A 13,306-nucleotide genomic window follows, 5' to 3' on the forward strand; every position below is an offset into this window, starting at 1 on the left:
GCGTTCCCACGTGGCAACTGCCCTCAGCTTCACCAGGCGGCTGCGACCGCCAGGCGGTGGAGTCCTTTCACCTCCACTCGATTCCGTAGCGCCTCGTGGCGCACTTCAGGTTGTCCCATACAAGCACCAGCGGTGCGTCCAACTGTTTGTGCGCGGCGATCAGCAGGTCGCGGTAGTCGCTCCAGGCGAAGCTGCGTCGCCCTTTGCTCTTGTGGTCGGCATGCCGTCTGGGCCGGAAGATCAGGCGCGAGCGTTCGCCGGGCTTGTAGCAGGCCAAGGCGGCGATGGAGAAGCGGCGCTGCGAGCGTCCACGCACCCGGATCACCGGGGTGCGGCCGCGTTTGGCCCAGGTGCGACGGGTGGGCGGCGTCATCGAGAAGCCGGCTTCGTCCTCGAAGACGACGTAGGCCCCGAGCGCCGCCGCGGTGCTTCCACCTGCGGCCACGTGTCCTTCACCCAGCCACTGACCCTCTCCTCGTCTCGCTCCAGTGCCCGCCGGGCCGGGACCTGGTGGCTGAAGCCGTTGCGGTGGAGCATCCGCGCGATGGACGAGAGCGTCATCGTCTTGTGGAACCGGCGCCCGATCAGCGTCTTGATCCTGGCCAGGGTCCATGTCTGGTCGCCCCAGCCATGGGCTACCGGCCCTTTGGCCAGCTCTTCTTCCAGAGCCACGACCAGGGCCTGGCCCAGCTTCGGCCGGGCCGCCGAGCCCCTGGTCCGCAGAGCGGTCTCTCCGCCCCGCTGCCACGAGCGGCGCCAGCGTTGCACGGAGCGCACGCTGACCCGCAGCCGCTTCGCCACCTGCGCGTTGTCCTGCCCCGCGGCGAACATCCCGGCCGCCTCCATACGGATGCGCTCGCGAAACACCCGCCGCTCGGCCGTCAGACCACCGCCTTGCGGATACCTCATATACCGGATGTACCGCGACGACCATCACCTGTCAGCCCCAAACGACATCACGCCGCCAACCTCAGTAGCGCCCTGTTGGAACCAGCTGTGAGGATTCCCGACGGGCCGGCGACAAGCCGCGCATCCCACCCATTCGACATCGGGGGACCCATGAAAATCCTCAAGACCGCACTCATGACGGCCTCGGCGCTCGCCATGGCCGCCGGCATGACGTTCTCGTCCTCGGCGGCGGCCTCGGCCACGTCGACGAACGAGTTCGTGAACCAGAACGGCAACCACTGCCTGGCCATCGACATGGCGAAGGAGTACCAGGTCCTCGCGATCCTGTGGCACTGCAACCACAACCCCGACCAGCAGTGGCACGTCGCCGACCGCAAGGGCAGTGACGGCGGTGGCGCCTACTACGAGATCAAGAACGGGTACGGCCAGTGTCTCGGCACCTGGCAGGGCGCGACCGGCAACGGCACCTCCGTCGTCGGCTGGGACTGCAACGGCAACCCTGACCAGCAGTGGTACATCGACACCGTCTCCAGCGACCCGCGGTACTCCTCGATCCGTAGCCACGCCGCCTGGGCCAACGACGACGGCAACAAGTGCCTCGCCCAGTACAACGGCAGCGGTGACGGCGCGCCGGTCGTCATCTGGGACTGCAACGGCCACAGCGACCAGCACTGGATGCGCGTCGGCTGATAGCTGGTAGTCGTGAGGGTGAGCGGGGTCCCCGCCCGCTCACCCTCACCGCAACCCCGCCAGCACCCCCCGCAGCAACCCCCCAAACTCCTCAGCCCACTTCGCATACCCCACATGCCCCCCGGGGAACTCCAACAACCGCCGCCCCAGCCGCTCCGCCAGCACCTCCACCGGCCGATGCACCGCCTGCATACGGGAATCGCGGCCCCCGGCCACCGCGATGCGCCCCGCCAGCGGGGCCAGCGCGGCCACGTCCGGGACGAAGCCGGTGGACGGGCGCAGCATGTGGGCCAGGAAGAACGCCGTGTTGTCGTGTGCCTCGGGCAGCTCCGGCGCCGGGCGGCCGCCGAAGAGTGCGCTGAAGGCGGCCATCGCCGCCCCGACCCCCTCCCGGCGATACGTTTCGTACACCCTCTCGATGAACGCCAGCCGCTCCGCCGCGTCCGGCAGCAGTCCGAACGCGGGCGGCTCGTGCACCACCAGTGCGGCGATGCGCTCCGGGTGGCGGCGGGTGAGTTCGAGCGCGGTCAGGCCGCCCGAGCAGCTGCCGAACACCCGCACCGGGGCGCCGCCCGGCGACAGCCGTTCCAAGAGGCGGTACGCGTCGTCCGCGTGCACCTCGATGCTCTGGTCGACCGGCGGGCCGTCGAGCTTGCTGCGGGAGTTGCCGCGCGGGTCGACCGTGACCACGCGGTGGTCCGCCGCGAGCACGGCCGCGAGCCCGTCGAAGACGGCGGCGTCGGAGTTGCCGCCGCAGAGGAGGAGCAGCGGGGGGCCGGTGCCGCGCACTTCGTAGTGGAGGGTCGCGCCCGGGACGGCGAGTGCCCCGACGTCGACCGGACGGTCCAGCGGGTCCATGGTGCTCCCATCCGCGCCTCTGCGTAACAGAAAATGACTCATCGTAGCGATTTGGGGGTATCGTCCGCCAGACGACCGAGTAGCCGCCCCCGTGGCCCCCAACTCCCCTCCGGAGCAGCCCACATGGCCCACCCCCGCCTGCTGCTCAACGCCCAGCCCTTCGGCTTCGGACCGGCCGCCGCCACCGCCCTCCTCGCCGAGGAGCTGGCGCGGCTCGGCTGCGTGCTCGACTACGTCGGCGAGGCGCACACCCTCGACCTCCAGCACACCCCGCCCTACCGCACCATCCACGACTGGACGGACCTGCCGGAAGACCAACGGCTGGCGCGGCTGACAGAAACAGCCCGCGCGTACGACCTCTTCGTCACCGCCATGGACTTCCCCGCCGCCGCCGTCGCCCGCCGCGCCGGACTCGACATCGCCGTGTACGACGCGCTCACCTGGTTCTGGCCCCAGATCCCGGCCGTCGCCCGCGACACCGGCCTCTACCTCGCGCAGGACTTCTTCGGCGTACGCGAGCGGATCCAGGCCGATCCCGCGCTGCGCTCGCGCGCCCTCGTCGTGCCGCCGCTCATCCCGCCCCGCCGCACCTGGCGCCCCGGACGGCACGTCCTGGTCAACCTCGGGGGGCTGCACAACCCGTACTGGACGACGGCCGACGCCGTCGCGTACGCGCGGCTGATGCTGGACGCCGTCCGCGCCGCGCAACCCGTCGCGCGGCCGCTGATCGCCACCGCCAGCCGCCGCGTCGCCGCCGGGCTCGCCGACCCGGCGGTGGGGACGTACGACCACGCCGCCGTGCTCGACCTCATGGGCAGCGCCGCGTACGCCTGTATGACCCCGGGCCTCGGCCACATCTATGACGCGGCGGCCACCGGAGTGCCCACCCTCTGGCTGCCGTCCGTCAACGAGAGCCACCCCGCCCAGGCCTCCCGGCTCGCCGCCCACGGCTACTGCGACGCCCATCTTGACTGGGCCGACGTCGGCCAGGCCGTCGACGCCGCCACACCCGCCCGGGAGTTCCTGGCCGCCGTCGCCGCGAACGTCCGCCGGACCTCGGCCACCCCCGCCCTGCGCGAGACGCTCACCACCCGGATCGCCAAGCTGACCGCCGACCTCGGCCGCGCCCCGGGCCGCGCCCGGTCCCTCACCGACCGCTTCGGCCACGGCGGTACACGGCGGGCGGCGACCGCCCTCGTACGCCACGCACGTGGCCGAGGGGCGGCGAACGATTGACGAGAACCGTCAAATTAGGTCGCTCACCTGCGTGGACTCCGGCACCATGACCCCATGAGCGTGATCATCGACATCGCCGGACTCCCGCCCGAGCGCCTCGTGTTCAGCCCCGCGCCGCTCGCCGAGCTGTGCGCCGCGCTGCACGCGCTGGCCGAGCCGGGGCACCACCCCGGGCTGCACGGGTGGACGACCGCGACGAACGCCGCGCTCAAGCCGGACCTCGCGGACCGGCTGTGCGAGGCGGACTTCCTGTGGACCACCTCGTTCTCCGACATCGCGCTGCCGTTCGCCGCGCTGCCCGACACCCACGGGCGCCCCGGCGCCACCCTCGCCGAGGACCTGGACCAGCTGGACCGGCTCGACGACGACGTGTTCGTCGACGCCGCCCTGGAGATCTCCTGCACCAGCCAGTACGGGCGCGGCGGCCCGTCCCCGCTCAGCGACGCCGGGGCCCGCGCCCACGCGCTGGAGCGCGCCGCGGCCAGGGGCCCGCGCCAGCGGGAGTTCGCCGTGCGGCTCCTGGCGGACCCGCCCGCCGTGCGCGCCTGGGTCCGCCGCCTCTTCGAGGACTGCGCCGAGACGTTCTTCGACGACGTGTGGCAGCGCGTACGCGTCGAGCTCGCCGCCGACGCCCGGCACAAGACGCAGGTACTGCGCCACAAGGGCCTGGCGGAGGCGCTGGCCGAGGTCTCGCCCGCGCTCTCCCTGTCGGGCGACGGGTCGCGGATCAGCGTCGACAAGCTCACCAGCGGCCGTACGCACGCGCTCGACCCGGACGTCGGCCCCGGCGTCACCTTCGTCCCCTCCACCTTCGGCTGGCCCCACCTGTGGGTGCTGCACGCACCCCGCTGGCGCCCGGTGATCCACTACCCGGCCGTCGCACCCACGCTGGCCGGCCCCGGCTCGCTGGATCTGCTGGAGCTGCGGATGGAGGCACTCTCCCACCCCATGCGGATCCGGATGTGCCGCTATCTGGCCCGCTCCGCGTACACCACGACCGAGCTCGCGGCCGCGCACGACATCAGCGCGCCCGAGGTGTCCCGGCACATCGCGATCCTGAAGAAGGCCGGCCTGATCACCACCCGCCGGCGCGGCCGGTACGCGTACCACCAGCTGGACCTGACCGTCGTCGCCCGCCTGGGCAGCGACTTCATCGAGGGGGTGCTGCGCTGATGGGTGCGTATCGCGTACGACGTGGTGTGATGACGCCGTGAGCCGGGCCGCCGAGGAGACCAACCGCCGCATGCTGCGCGCACGCGACGCGATGGACCGCGCCTTCGCGCAGCCGCTGGACGTCCCGGCGCTGGCGGCGATCGCGCACGTCTCCCCGGCGCACTTCACCCGTACGTTCCGGGCCACCTTCGGCGAGACCCCGCACCGTTACCTTCAGCGCCGCCGCGTCGAGCGGGCGATGTTCCTGCTGCGCGAGAGCGACCGCAGTGTCACCGACATCTGCTTCGAGGTCGGCTTCGGCAGCACGGGCACCTTCAGCCGTACGTTCAGCGACATCGTCGGCCGCTCCCCGAGGGCGTACCGCAAGGAGGCGGCGGGCACGCGGGTCCCCACCTGCTTCACGATGGCGTGGACGAGGCCGAGCGCCTGAATACACCCGGCGCCTGAACCGAGCAGTTTTGGATAAGTTTTCGGCCCGGTCCGTCAGTAGCGTGAGAGACATGTTCAACGCCATCACGCACTCACAGATTTTCGTCCTCGACCAGGACGAGGCCCTCGACTTCTACGTCGGCAAGCTCGGCCTGGAAGTCGCCGACGACGTGGACCTGGGCTTCATGCGCTGGCTCACGGTCAGCGTCCCCGGCCATCCCGAGCGCCAGATCCTGCTGGAGCGGCCCGGCGCCCCCGCGATGTCGGAGGAGACCGCAGCGCAGGTCCGCGAGCTGGTGACCAAGGGCGCCACCGGCGGCTGGCTCATCTTCACCACGGAGGACTGCCGCAAGACGTACGAGACGCTGCTCGCGAAGGGCGTCGAGTTCACCGAGGAGCCCACGGAACGCCCGTACGGCATCGACTGCGGCCTGCGCGATCCGTTCGGCAACCGGCTCCGCTTCACCCAGCCGAAGGGCTGAGGAGGCCCCAGGAGGCCGGGGGCGCCCTGGGAGGGCGGAAAAGGCTGCCCTCCCAGGGAATCAAAATCTGTTCCCGCCGTGGGAGAATTTGGTACCAGGCGCGCCGAGAAATTCTTGTGCATCGGCCGAACGGCGAAAAATTCGACATATTCGCCGGGCGGGGGCCGTCAATCCGTGCTACTGTCGATCTCAGTTGCAGTTGTGGTTCCCAAAAAACTTCAAGTGCCCTCGCCGTCACCCGTACCAAGGGTTCGGTGGGAGCGCTTTTGTATGTCCCGGTCTTTTCTCCGGGCGGGGTAATCATCGCAGTGACGCGGAGTCCGCACGGTGCGGGTTCCGGGAAATGCCCCGAAGGAGATTGACATGGCTGCTGGTACCGTGAAGTGGTTCAACGCGGAAAAGGGCTTCGGCTTCATCGAGCAGGAGGGCGGCGGTCCTGACGTGTTCGCCCACTACTCGAACATCGCCGCCCAGGGCTTCCGCGAGCTCCAGGAAGGTCAGAAGGTGACCTTCGACATCGCGCAGGGCCAGAAGGGCCCGACGGCCGAGAACATCGTTCCGGCCTGACCCGCCTGATCTTGACGCAGCCGCGTCCCGCCTAGCGCGGACGCCCGCGTCGCAGCTGGGGCCCGCACCTTGGGGTGCGGGCCCCAGCTCGTTTTTCCGGGGTCGGACCCCGGACCGTATTACCTCGCATCCCACGCACCAGATTGGCTCGTTCTTGCGATTCCCCGTGCCACCCGTTTTCCCCGGGAATTCCTTGATACGTGCCGCCGCAAGCAGCATCAAGGAAGGTTCCTCTTGAACCGCACACGTACGGGTACGCAGTCGCATTCACGCACCGGCGCCCGTTCATCGGGATCCGGATCCCGTTCCGGACCCCGCTCCTACGGTCGCCGCCCCTCCGCCCCCCAGGGCGAATTCGCGCCGCCGCAGACGCTCACCCCCGCACTCCCGGCCGTCGAGGCCTTCGCCGACCTGCCGCTGCCGCGCCCGCTCCTGGCGGCGCTGGGCACGCAGGGCGTCACCGTGCCGTTCCCGATCCAGTCGGCCACCCTGCCGAACTCGCTCGCCGGCCGCGACGTGCTCGGCCGGGGCCGCACCGGCTCCGGCAAGACCCTCGCCTTCGGCCTCGCGCTCCTGGCCCGTACGGCAGGACAGCGCGCCGAGCCCCGCCAGCCGCTGGCCCTCGTCCTCGTACCGACGCGCGAGCTCGCGCAGCAGGTCACCGACGCGCTCACCCCGTACGCCCGCTCGCTCAGGCTGCGCCTGACCACCGTCGTCGGCGGGATGTCGATCGGCAAGCAGGCGGGCGCCCTGCGCTCCGGAGCCGAGGTCGTCGTGGCGACGCCCGGCCGCCTCAAGGACCTCATCGAGCGCGGCGACTGCCGGCTCGACCAGGTCGCCATCACCGTCCTCGACGAGGCCGACCAGATGGCCGACATGGGCTTCATGCCGCAGGTCACCGCGCTCCTGGACCAGGTGCGCCCCGAGGGCCAGCGGATGCTGTTCTCGGCCACCCTGGACCGCAACGTCGACCTGCTGGTGCGCCGCTACCTCACCGACCCGGTCGTCCACTCCGTCGACCCGTCGGCGGGCGCGGTCACCACGATGGAGCACCACATCCTCCACGTCCACGGCGCCGACAAGCACCAAGCGACCACCGAGATCGCCGCCCGCGACGGCCGGGTGCTGATGTTCCTGGACACCAAGCACGCCGTCGACCGGCTGACCGAGCACCTGCTCAGCAGCGGTGTACGGGCGGCCGCGCTGCACGGCGGCAAGTCCCAGCCCCAGCGCACCCGCACCCTGTCCCGCTTCAAGACGGGCCATGTGACGGTCCTGGTGGCCACCAACGTCGCGGCGCGCGGCATCCACGTCGACGACCTCGACCTGGTCGTCAACGTCGACCCGCCCGCCGACCACAAGGACTACCTCCACCGCGGCGGCCGCACCGCCCGCGCGGGCGCCTCCGGCAGCGTCGTCACCCTGGTGACGCCCAACCAGCGCCGGGACATGAGCCGCCTGATGGCCACGGCGGGAATCGTCCCGCAGACCACCCAAGTGCGGGCGGGTGGCGCCGAGTTGACCCGTATCACCGGCGCACAGGCCCCCTCGGGCATCCCGGTCACCATCACCACCCCGGTGGCGGAACGCCCCCGCACCGCCACCACGTCGCGCGGGCGCCGCAGCCGTACGGGCCAGGAGCGGCGCGCGAGCGGTGCGGGCCAGTCGCGATCCGTACGCGGTACGGGACAGCGCAGGCCGGGCGCGGAGGCGGCGGCATAACCGGGGACACGAGCCCGTTCTCCCCCTTCCTCTCCTCCTTGGAGGCACCATGCGTTGCGTCATCGCCCGTTTCCCGTTCGACCTCTCCAAGAGCGGGGTCGAGGACACGATGAAGGGCGTCAAGCCCCAGCCGGTCGAAGGCGAGTCCGTGCTCATCGGCCGCCGCCGCTACCCCGTCATGCAGGTCGGCGAGGTCATCACGCGCCAGGACCGCCGTGACTTCAGCGCCCGGGAGGTCATCCGCGCGATGACCGCCCTCGGCTTCGCGTGCCGCATCGCCCCCGAGGCGATGCCCGCCCGCGCCCTGACCCCGCTTCAGGCGGCGTCGGAGCTGCTGGGGGCGCCGACGCCCGCGTAGCCGCGGAGTTTGGACGAGGGCCCTGCCGACGCGCGTCGGCAGGGCCCTCACCCGTGTCCCGGTGTGACGGCGGACCCGGTGGATGCTGTTGAATTCACCGGGCCCGCTCCGCGCCGTACCCCGAGGTGACAGTGACAGCAGAGAACCCGCTCAGCGATCGTCTGGACGATGACGACTACCCCGCCTACACGATGGGCCGGGCCGCCGAGATGCTCGGCACCACCCCCGCCTTCCTGCGGGCCCTGGGCGAGGCACGCCTGATCACCCCCCTGCGCTCGGAGGGCGGCCACCGCCGCTACTCCCGCTACCAGCTCCGCATCGCCGCCCGCGCCCGCGAACTCGTCGACCAGGGCACCCCCGTCGAGGCCGCCTGCCGCATCGTCATCCTGGAGGACCAGCTGGAGGAGGCGCAGCGCATCAACGCGGAGTATCGGAAGGCGGCGGGGGAGAAGGGCGACGACGGGCAGGCCGACTCACCCTGACGCGGGTGGAACGCGGGTCAGCCCGTCCAGGGTGAGGTCCAGCAGGCGTTCGGCCTGGGCGCGTTGGTCCGGGGCCGCCGAGGTGAGGGCGATCCCGGCGAGGGCCGCGAACATGTCGCTGGGGCGGATGTCGGAGCGGAAGACCCCGGTCGCGGTGCCCGCCTCCATGAGCGTGGTGAGGGCGTCCTGGATCAGGTCGCGGCTGCGGCCGTAAGGATCGCCGCCCGAGGCGACGACCGCGCGCAGGGCGTCGGCCATGCCGCGTTTGGCGGTGGCGTAGTCGACGAAGCGGCCCATCCACGTACGCAGGGCCTCGCGCGGCTTCTCGGCCGCGAGCAGTTCGGGCACGGCGTCGCACAGCCGGGCCACCTCGTTGCGGTACGCCGCCTCGATCAGGGCTTCCCGGGTCGGGAAGTTGCGGTACAGCGTGCCGGTCCCCACGCCCGCCTCTTTCGCGATGCGCTCGAAGTGGGCGTCGAGCCCCTCCTCGGTGAACACGCGCACGGCGGCGGCGAGGATCTTGTCCCGGTTGCGCTGCGCGTCGGCGCGCAGGGGGCGTTGGGGGCTTTGGGTGTCCCGTTCCGGTGTCAGGGGAGGCATCGGCGGCTCGTTCTCCTGGTGTTTGTGTCTGTTTCTGTCTGCTTCCGTTGCTAAGTGGAGGCGTCTCCACTTACGGTGGTGCTCGCTGGGCTAACCGGCGGCGCCTCCGTTTCTACGGTAGATCACGCGCTGCCGTCCTCTGTGCTCCCCGAAAGGATCGACCATGTCCCACATTGAGGGCATCGCGGGCAAAGTCGTCGCGATCACCGGCGCCAGCAGCGGGATCGGTGAGGCCACCGCCCTGCTGCTGGCCGAGCGGGGCGCGAAGGTCGTGCTCGGCGCCCGCCGCCCGGAGCGCCTGGAGGCGCTGGCCGCCCGTATCGAGAAGGCGGGCGGCCAGGCCGTCTGGGCCCGTACGGACGTGAAGCGCCGCTCGGACCTGGCCGCCCTGGTCGATCTGGCCCGCACCCGTTACGGCCGTCTCGACGTCCTCGTCAGCAACGCCGGGGTCGGCCTGATCTCCCCGATCGACGACCTGCGCGTCGAGGACTGGGAGGAGATGATCGACGTCAACTTCAAGGGCGTCCTGTACGGGATCGCCGCGGCCCTGCCCGTCTTCCGCCAGCAGGGCTTCGGACACTTCGTCAACACCGTCTCCACGGCGGGACTTCGCGTCGTACCGCTGCAAGGGGTGTACGCGGCCACGAAGAACGCCGTACGGACTCTCTCCGAGGGTCTGCGCCAGGAAGCCGGTGCCGATCTGCGGGTGACGGTGGTGTCCCCGGGGGTGACGCGTACGGAGTTCACGGACCCCATGGCGCCGGAGATGAAGGCGCGGATCCTCGACAGCATGGGCGACATCGCGATGCCGCCGGAGGCGGTCGCGCGGGCGATCGCGTACGCGGTGGAGCAGCCGTCGGGGGTCGACGTGGGGGACATCGTGGTGCGCCCCACGGCGCAGGCGTGAGTAGCGAGCTGCCCCGGACAAATGTCCTGCGGTTCTAGGGACAGCGGTCTCTGCCGCCCAAATGCCCTGGTCGGAGAGTCTGTTCAGGTCGTCATAACCATGACACCGCAGACCACGCACCGCACACCGCATACCGACCGGGGACAGAGAACTCATGGATCAGTCGCTCGTGGACCGCACGCTGGATTACCTGAGCGCCGGGCCGGCGAGGGACGTGGCGGCGCTGGACGCCGTCTGCGCCCCGGGCTTCGAGAGCATCCGGTGCGACAGGGCGGGCCGGGTGGTGACCGTGTCGAGGGCCGAGTTCATGGCCCGCGTGCGTGCGCCGCGCGCCCAGGGGCAGGTGGGGGACATCAGTGTCCTGGCGACGAGCGAGGACGACGGCGGCCAAGGGGCGGTGATCGTGCGCCGCGTCCAGGGGGGTGTTCCGGTGCTCTGCACGTTCGCATGGCGCCGGGAGGAGGGCAAGTGGACGACACTGCTGCGAGAGTTCACTTTGGTACTCGATTGAGGACGGGATCTGACCTAGATACTGCGTAGCGTGGAGGTCAGAAGGAAGGGGGGCGAACAGCCTCCCGCTCGTAACTCCCGTATCAAGAGGGCGGACATCATGGTCACTCACGTTCCGGCAGAGGCCCGTGGCGACGAGCGCGGCGCGCTCCTGGCGTTCATCGAGGCCCAGCGCGGCGGGCTGCGGCGTACGCTCCTCGGCCTCACCGAGGAGCAGGCCGCCAGCCGCCCCAGCGCCAGCGAACTCTCGCTGTCCGGGCTGCTCAAGCACGTCGCGGAGTGCGAGCTGAGCTGGCTGCGCATGGCTCAGGAGCGGCCGAACGAGAAGCAGCGCGAGGAGTCGACGTGGCACGAGAGCTTCGTGCTGGTGGGCGACGAGACGGTGCCGCAGATGCTGGCGTTCTGGGACACGATCGCCAAGCAGACCGAGGAGTTCATCCACGCCGTGCCGTCACTGGACGACACCTTCCCGCTGCCGGAGGCGCCGTGGTTCCCGAAGGACGGGCGGGTTTCGATGCGCTGGATGCTGCTGCACCTGATCGAGGAGATCGGCCGGCATGCTGGGCACGCGGACATCGTCCGGGAGTCCCTGGACGGGAAGACGGCGTTCGAGCTGGTGGCGTTGGCTAACGCGTGAGGCGGGGGTAGGGGGGCGCTTCCGGCCGAGCATGCTGTCGCTTCCGGCCCGTTGCAACGGGCCGGAAGGTGAAAGCGATCGGAGGCTGCGATTGCTTCGTGCGGCCCGCCAGCCCTCTTTCTCTGTCAGGCTGAGATTCCGAGTTCGTTACGGGTGCGGTGGATGAACTCGCGGACGGTCGGCTCGCGGCGCCAGGGGGCCAGGGCTGCGTTGAACTCGCGGACGTAGTCCAGGGCCCGGGTGGACTGGACGCGGGCGAGGATGTCGATGGAGCGGTGGCCGAGTTCGAGGCCGTGGTCGAGGTCGCGGGCCTGGAGGTGGGCGGTTCCGACGATGGCGAGGCGCATGCCGACGGAGCGGGTGAACACCCCGGTCGGCATCGCGGCTGCCTGCCTGTTCCACGCCAGGGCGGCCTTGGGGTTCTTCAAGTCACGGAACACTTCGGCGGCATCCGCCGAGAGGCGGGCGTGGTGATAGAAGTCGATCCAGCCCGGCTCGTCGCCGCTGTTCGCCTTGGCCCGGCCCAGCAGGTCCTCGGAGGCCGCGAGAGCCCGGGAGGCGGCCCTGGCGTTGTTCTCGCGGGCGTGCGCGCGGGCCTCGATGAGCTTGGTGAACGCCAGCACTCGCGGGGCGGCCTGGCCCTTGGACCGTTCGAAGGCGCCCTGGGCCATGTCGGCGGCCTCGGAGGCGAACCCGCGCATCAGGGACTGCATGGCCATCGTGGTCAGCACATAGCAGCCGAGCTGCACGTCCCCGCCCGCGCGGGCCAGGCGGAGGGCCTGGATGAAGTGCCGTTGGGCGGCGTCGTGCTGACCGACGTCGAAAGCGGTCCATCCTGCGAGGCGGGACAACTCGGCGGTCACGGAGAACAGTTCGCGGCCGACCTCGTCGGAGAAGGTCCCGCCCAGGAGTGGGGCGGCGCGGTGTTCGAGGCAGTCGGTGACGGAGTTCGCCTTCCAGTTCCCGCCGCCGTATTTCGAGTCCCAGTGGCGGGCGTGGTCGGCGGCCTCGCGCATTTCGTCCAGGTCGGCGCGGCCGACCTGTCCGCCGCCCCGGTGGTCGGCCCTCTCGTCGGCGGGGCTGACCAGCCAGCGGGTGACGGGGACGGCGAACGCGGACACGGCAAAGCCGGAGCCGGCCTGGTTGAGGAAGTCGCGGCGGTTCACGGAGCTCCAGAACATCGTGGCGACGCGGACGGCGTCGGCGGGATCTCGCGGGAAATCCAACCCCACCGACGCGTCGATTGTCTCCGCCTCGCCCATACCGATCTCACCGAGATCGACGGGCCGCCCCAGCCGTTCGGAGATCGCCTGCGCCAGCAGCCGGGGCACCGGCGGCTTCGGGGTCATACCGCGTCGGCACCAGTTCGCCACGGACGTGTGTGAGTACTCGGTTGCTATTCCGGCCTGGTGGGCGAGCTGGTTGACGCGGTGGGCCAGGGACTTGTGGCTCGCACCGCAGGCTTCGATGAGCCGGGCCAGGTCCGCGTTGGGCGGACGGGTCCGGCGGACAGTCGATGCCACGACGTCCCCCTTGACCGGTTGATGGAGCGTTGCGCACGCGGAGTCGTATGTGTCGGCGCACGACCGAGTCGTACGTAGCTGAGTGCGTTCGTCGGTACGTGTACGTCTCGCTGGTCACGAAGAGTCGTACGCGTTCCGCGTGCTGGGGCATCGAGGCTATTGCCTGCGGGCCCGTGGTGAACCGTGATTGCGAGTTGTGAGCCCCCTTGTGAGCCCTCCCCGG

The 13,306-nt window shown here is 70.7% G+C and carries 15 protein-coding genes and 1 pseudogene; 12 read left to right on the forward strand and 4 right to left on the reverse strand.

Annotated elements, in window-relative coordinates; translation table 11 throughout:
• Window positions 1-106 precede the first annotated feature (106 nt).
• Window positions 107-909, reverse strand: a pseudogene (locus IE252_RS37535) (winged helix-turn-helix domain-containing protein); the annotation flags it as partial.
• A 150-nt stretch (window positions 910-1,059) separates the two neighbouring features.
• Here IE252_RS37535 and IE252_RS37540 point away from each other — a divergent pair.
• Entirely contained in the window at window positions 1,060-1,599 is a 540-nt protein-coding gene (locus tag IE252_RS37540) for an RICIN domain-containing protein (protein ID WP_190093974.1), read from the forward strand.
• A gap of 45 nt (window positions 1,600-1,644) precedes the next feature.
• Here the strand turns inward: IE252_RS37540 and IE252_RS37545 are convergent, their stop codons facing one another.
• Window positions 1,645-2,457, reverse strand: a complete 813-nt coding sequence (locus IE252_RS37545) for an alpha/beta fold hydrolase (RefSeq protein ID WP_190093975.1) — start codon at window positions 2,455-2,457, stop codon at window positions 1,645-1,647.
• Window positions 2,458-2,580: 123 nt separating this feature from the next.
• On the opposite strand from IE252_RS37545, the gene IE252_RS37550 reads away from it, so the two are divergent.
• The 8 genes from IE252_RS37550 to IE252_RS37585 all read left to right on the forward strand — a co-directional run bounded on the left by IE252_RS37550 (window position 2,581) and on the right by IE252_RS37585 (window position 8,906).
• Window positions 2,581-3,693: a hypothetical protein gene (locus IE252_RS37550; RefSeq protein ID WP_190093976.1), complete on the forward strand. Its 1,113-nt coding sequence runs from the start codon at window positions 2,581-2,583 to the stop codon at window positions 3,691-3,693.
• Between the two features lie 54 nt (window positions 3,694-3,747).
• A complete protein-coding gene (locus tag IE252_RS37555; RefSeq protein WP_190093977.1) occupies window positions 3,748-4,866 on the forward strand; it encodes a DUF5937 family protein in 1,119 nt (372 codons plus the stop codon).
• 37 nt (window positions 4,867-4,903) lie between these two features.
• Entirely contained in the window at window positions 4,904-5,296 is a 393-nt protein-coding gene (locus tag IE252_RS37560; RefSeq protein ID WP_190093978.1) for a helix-turn-helix domain-containing protein, read from the forward strand.
• Window positions 5,297-5,366: 70 nt separating this feature from the next.
• Window positions 5,367-5,777, forward strand: a complete 411-nt coding sequence (locus IE252_RS37565; RefSeq protein WP_190093979.1) for a VOC family protein — start codon at window positions 5,367-5,369, stop codon at window positions 5,775-5,777.
• Between the two features lie 363 nt (window positions 5,778-6,140).
• Entirely contained in the window at window positions 6,141-6,344 is a 204-nt protein-coding gene (locus tag IE252_RS37570) for a cold-shock protein (RefSeq protein WP_190093980.1), read from the forward strand.
• Between the two features lie 234 nt (window positions 6,345-6,578).
• Window positions 6,579-8,066, forward strand: coding sequence for a DEAD/DEAH box helicase (locus tag IE252_RS37575; RefSeq protein ID WP_190093981.1), 1,488 nt, complete (start codon window positions 6,579-6,581; stop codon window positions 8,064-8,066).
• Window positions 8,067-8,115: 49 nt separating this feature from the next.
• On the forward strand, window positions 8,116-8,424 hold the full coding sequence (locus tag IE252_RS37580) for an SCO5918 family protein (protein WP_190093982.1): 309 nt from the start codon (window positions 8,116-8,118) through the stop codon (window positions 8,422-8,424).
• A gap of 131 nt (window positions 8,425-8,555) precedes the next feature.
• Complete coding sequence (locus IE252_RS37585) at window positions 8,556-8,906, forward strand: helix-turn-helix domain-containing protein (protein ID WP_190093983.1); 351 nt, start codon at window positions 8,556-8,558, stop codon at window positions 8,904-8,906.
• Here the strand turns inward: IE252_RS37585 and IE252_RS37590 are convergent.
• Window positions 8,898-9,506: a TetR/AcrR family transcriptional regulator gene (locus tag IE252_RS37590; protein ID WP_190093984.1), complete on the reverse strand. Its 609-nt coding sequence runs from the start codon at window positions 9,504-9,506 to the stop codon at window positions 8,898-8,900. The genes IE252_RS37585 and IE252_RS37590 overlap by 9 nt on opposite strands.
• A 172-nt stretch (window positions 9,507-9,678) precedes the next feature.
• Between IE252_RS37590 and IE252_RS37595 the strand changes: the two genes are divergently transcribed.
• From IE252_RS37595 to IE252_RS37605, 3 genes are all read left to right on the forward strand, one after another.
• Window positions 9,679-10,413: an SDR family oxidoreductase gene (locus tag IE252_RS37595; protein ID WP_190094028.1), complete on the forward strand. Its 735-nt coding sequence runs from the start codon at window positions 9,679-9,681 to the stop codon at window positions 10,411-10,413.
• Window positions 10,414-10,567: 154 nt separating this feature from the next.
• On the forward strand, window positions 10,568-10,924 hold the full coding sequence (locus IE252_RS37600; RefSeq protein ID WP_190093985.1) for a DUF4440 domain-containing protein: 357 nt from the start codon (window positions 10,568-10,570) through the stop codon (window positions 10,922-10,924).
• 99 nt (window positions 10,925-11,023) lie between these two features.
• Complete coding sequence (locus tag IE252_RS37605) at window positions 11,024-11,560, forward strand: DinB family protein (protein ID WP_190093986.1); 537 nt, start codon at window positions 11,024-11,026, stop codon at window positions 11,558-11,560.
• 125 nt (window positions 11,561-11,685) lie between these two features.
• On the opposite strand, the gene IE252_RS37610 is transcribed toward IE252_RS37605, so the two are convergent.
• Window positions 11,686-13,083 carry an NsdA family TPR-like regulatory protein gene (locus IE252_RS37610; protein WP_190093987.1) on the reverse strand — a complete coding sequence of 466 codons (1,398 nt, stop codon included), beginning with the start codon at window positions 13,081-13,083 and terminating at the stop codon, window positions 11,686-11,688.
• Between the last annotated feature and the right edge of the window lie 223 nt (window positions 13,084-13,306).

The sequence above is a fragment of the Streptomyces melanogenes genome (genome assembly GCF_014649795.1).
GTDB lineage: Bacteria > Actinomycetota > Actinomycetes > Streptomycetales > Streptomycetaceae > Streptomyces > Streptomyces noboritoensis.

What these genes read in the sequence shown, in the direction of transcription:
- IE252_RS37540 (WP_190093974.1), top strand. Translation starts at nt 1,060, where the DNA reads ATGAAAATCCTCAAGACCGCACTCATGACGGCCTCGGCGCTCGCCATG.
- IE252_RS37545 (WP_190093975.1), bottom strand. Translation starts at nt 2,457, where the DNA reads ATGGACCCGCTGGACCGTCCGGTCGACGTCGGGGCACTCGCCGTCCCG.
- IE252_RS37550 (WP_190093976.1), top strand. Translation starts at nt 2,581, where the DNA reads ATGGCCCACCCCCGCCTGCTGCTCAACGCCCAGCCCTTCGGCTTCGGA.
- IE252_RS37555 (WP_190093977.1), top strand. Translation starts at nt 3,748, where the DNA reads ATGAGCGTGATCATCGACATCGCCGGACTCCCGCCCGAGCGCCTCGTG.
- IE252_RS37565 (WP_190093979.1), top strand. Translation starts at nt 5,367, where the DNA reads ATGTTCAACGCCATCACGCACTCACAGATTTTCGTCCTCGACCAGGAC.
- IE252_RS37570 (WP_190093980.1), top strand. Translation starts at nt 6,141, where the DNA reads ATGGCTGCTGGTACCGTGAAGTGGTTCAACGCGGAAAAGGGCTTCGGC.
- IE252_RS37580 (WP_190093982.1), top strand. Translation starts at nt 8,116, where the DNA reads ATGCGTTGCGTCATCGCCCGTTTCCCGTTCGACCTCTCCAAGAGCGGG.
- IE252_RS37590 (WP_190093984.1), bottom strand. Translation starts at nt 9,506, where the DNA reads ATGCCTCCCCTGACACCGGAACGGGACACCCAAAGCCCCCAACGCCCC.
- IE252_RS37600 (WP_190093985.1), top strand. Translation starts at nt 10,568, where the DNA reads ATGGATCAGTCGCTCGTGGACCGCACGCTGGATTACCTGAGCGCCGGG.
- IE252_RS37605 (WP_190093986.1), top strand. Translation starts at nt 11,024, where the DNA reads ATGGTCACTCACGTTCCGGCAGAGGCCCGTGGCGACGAGCGCGGCGCG.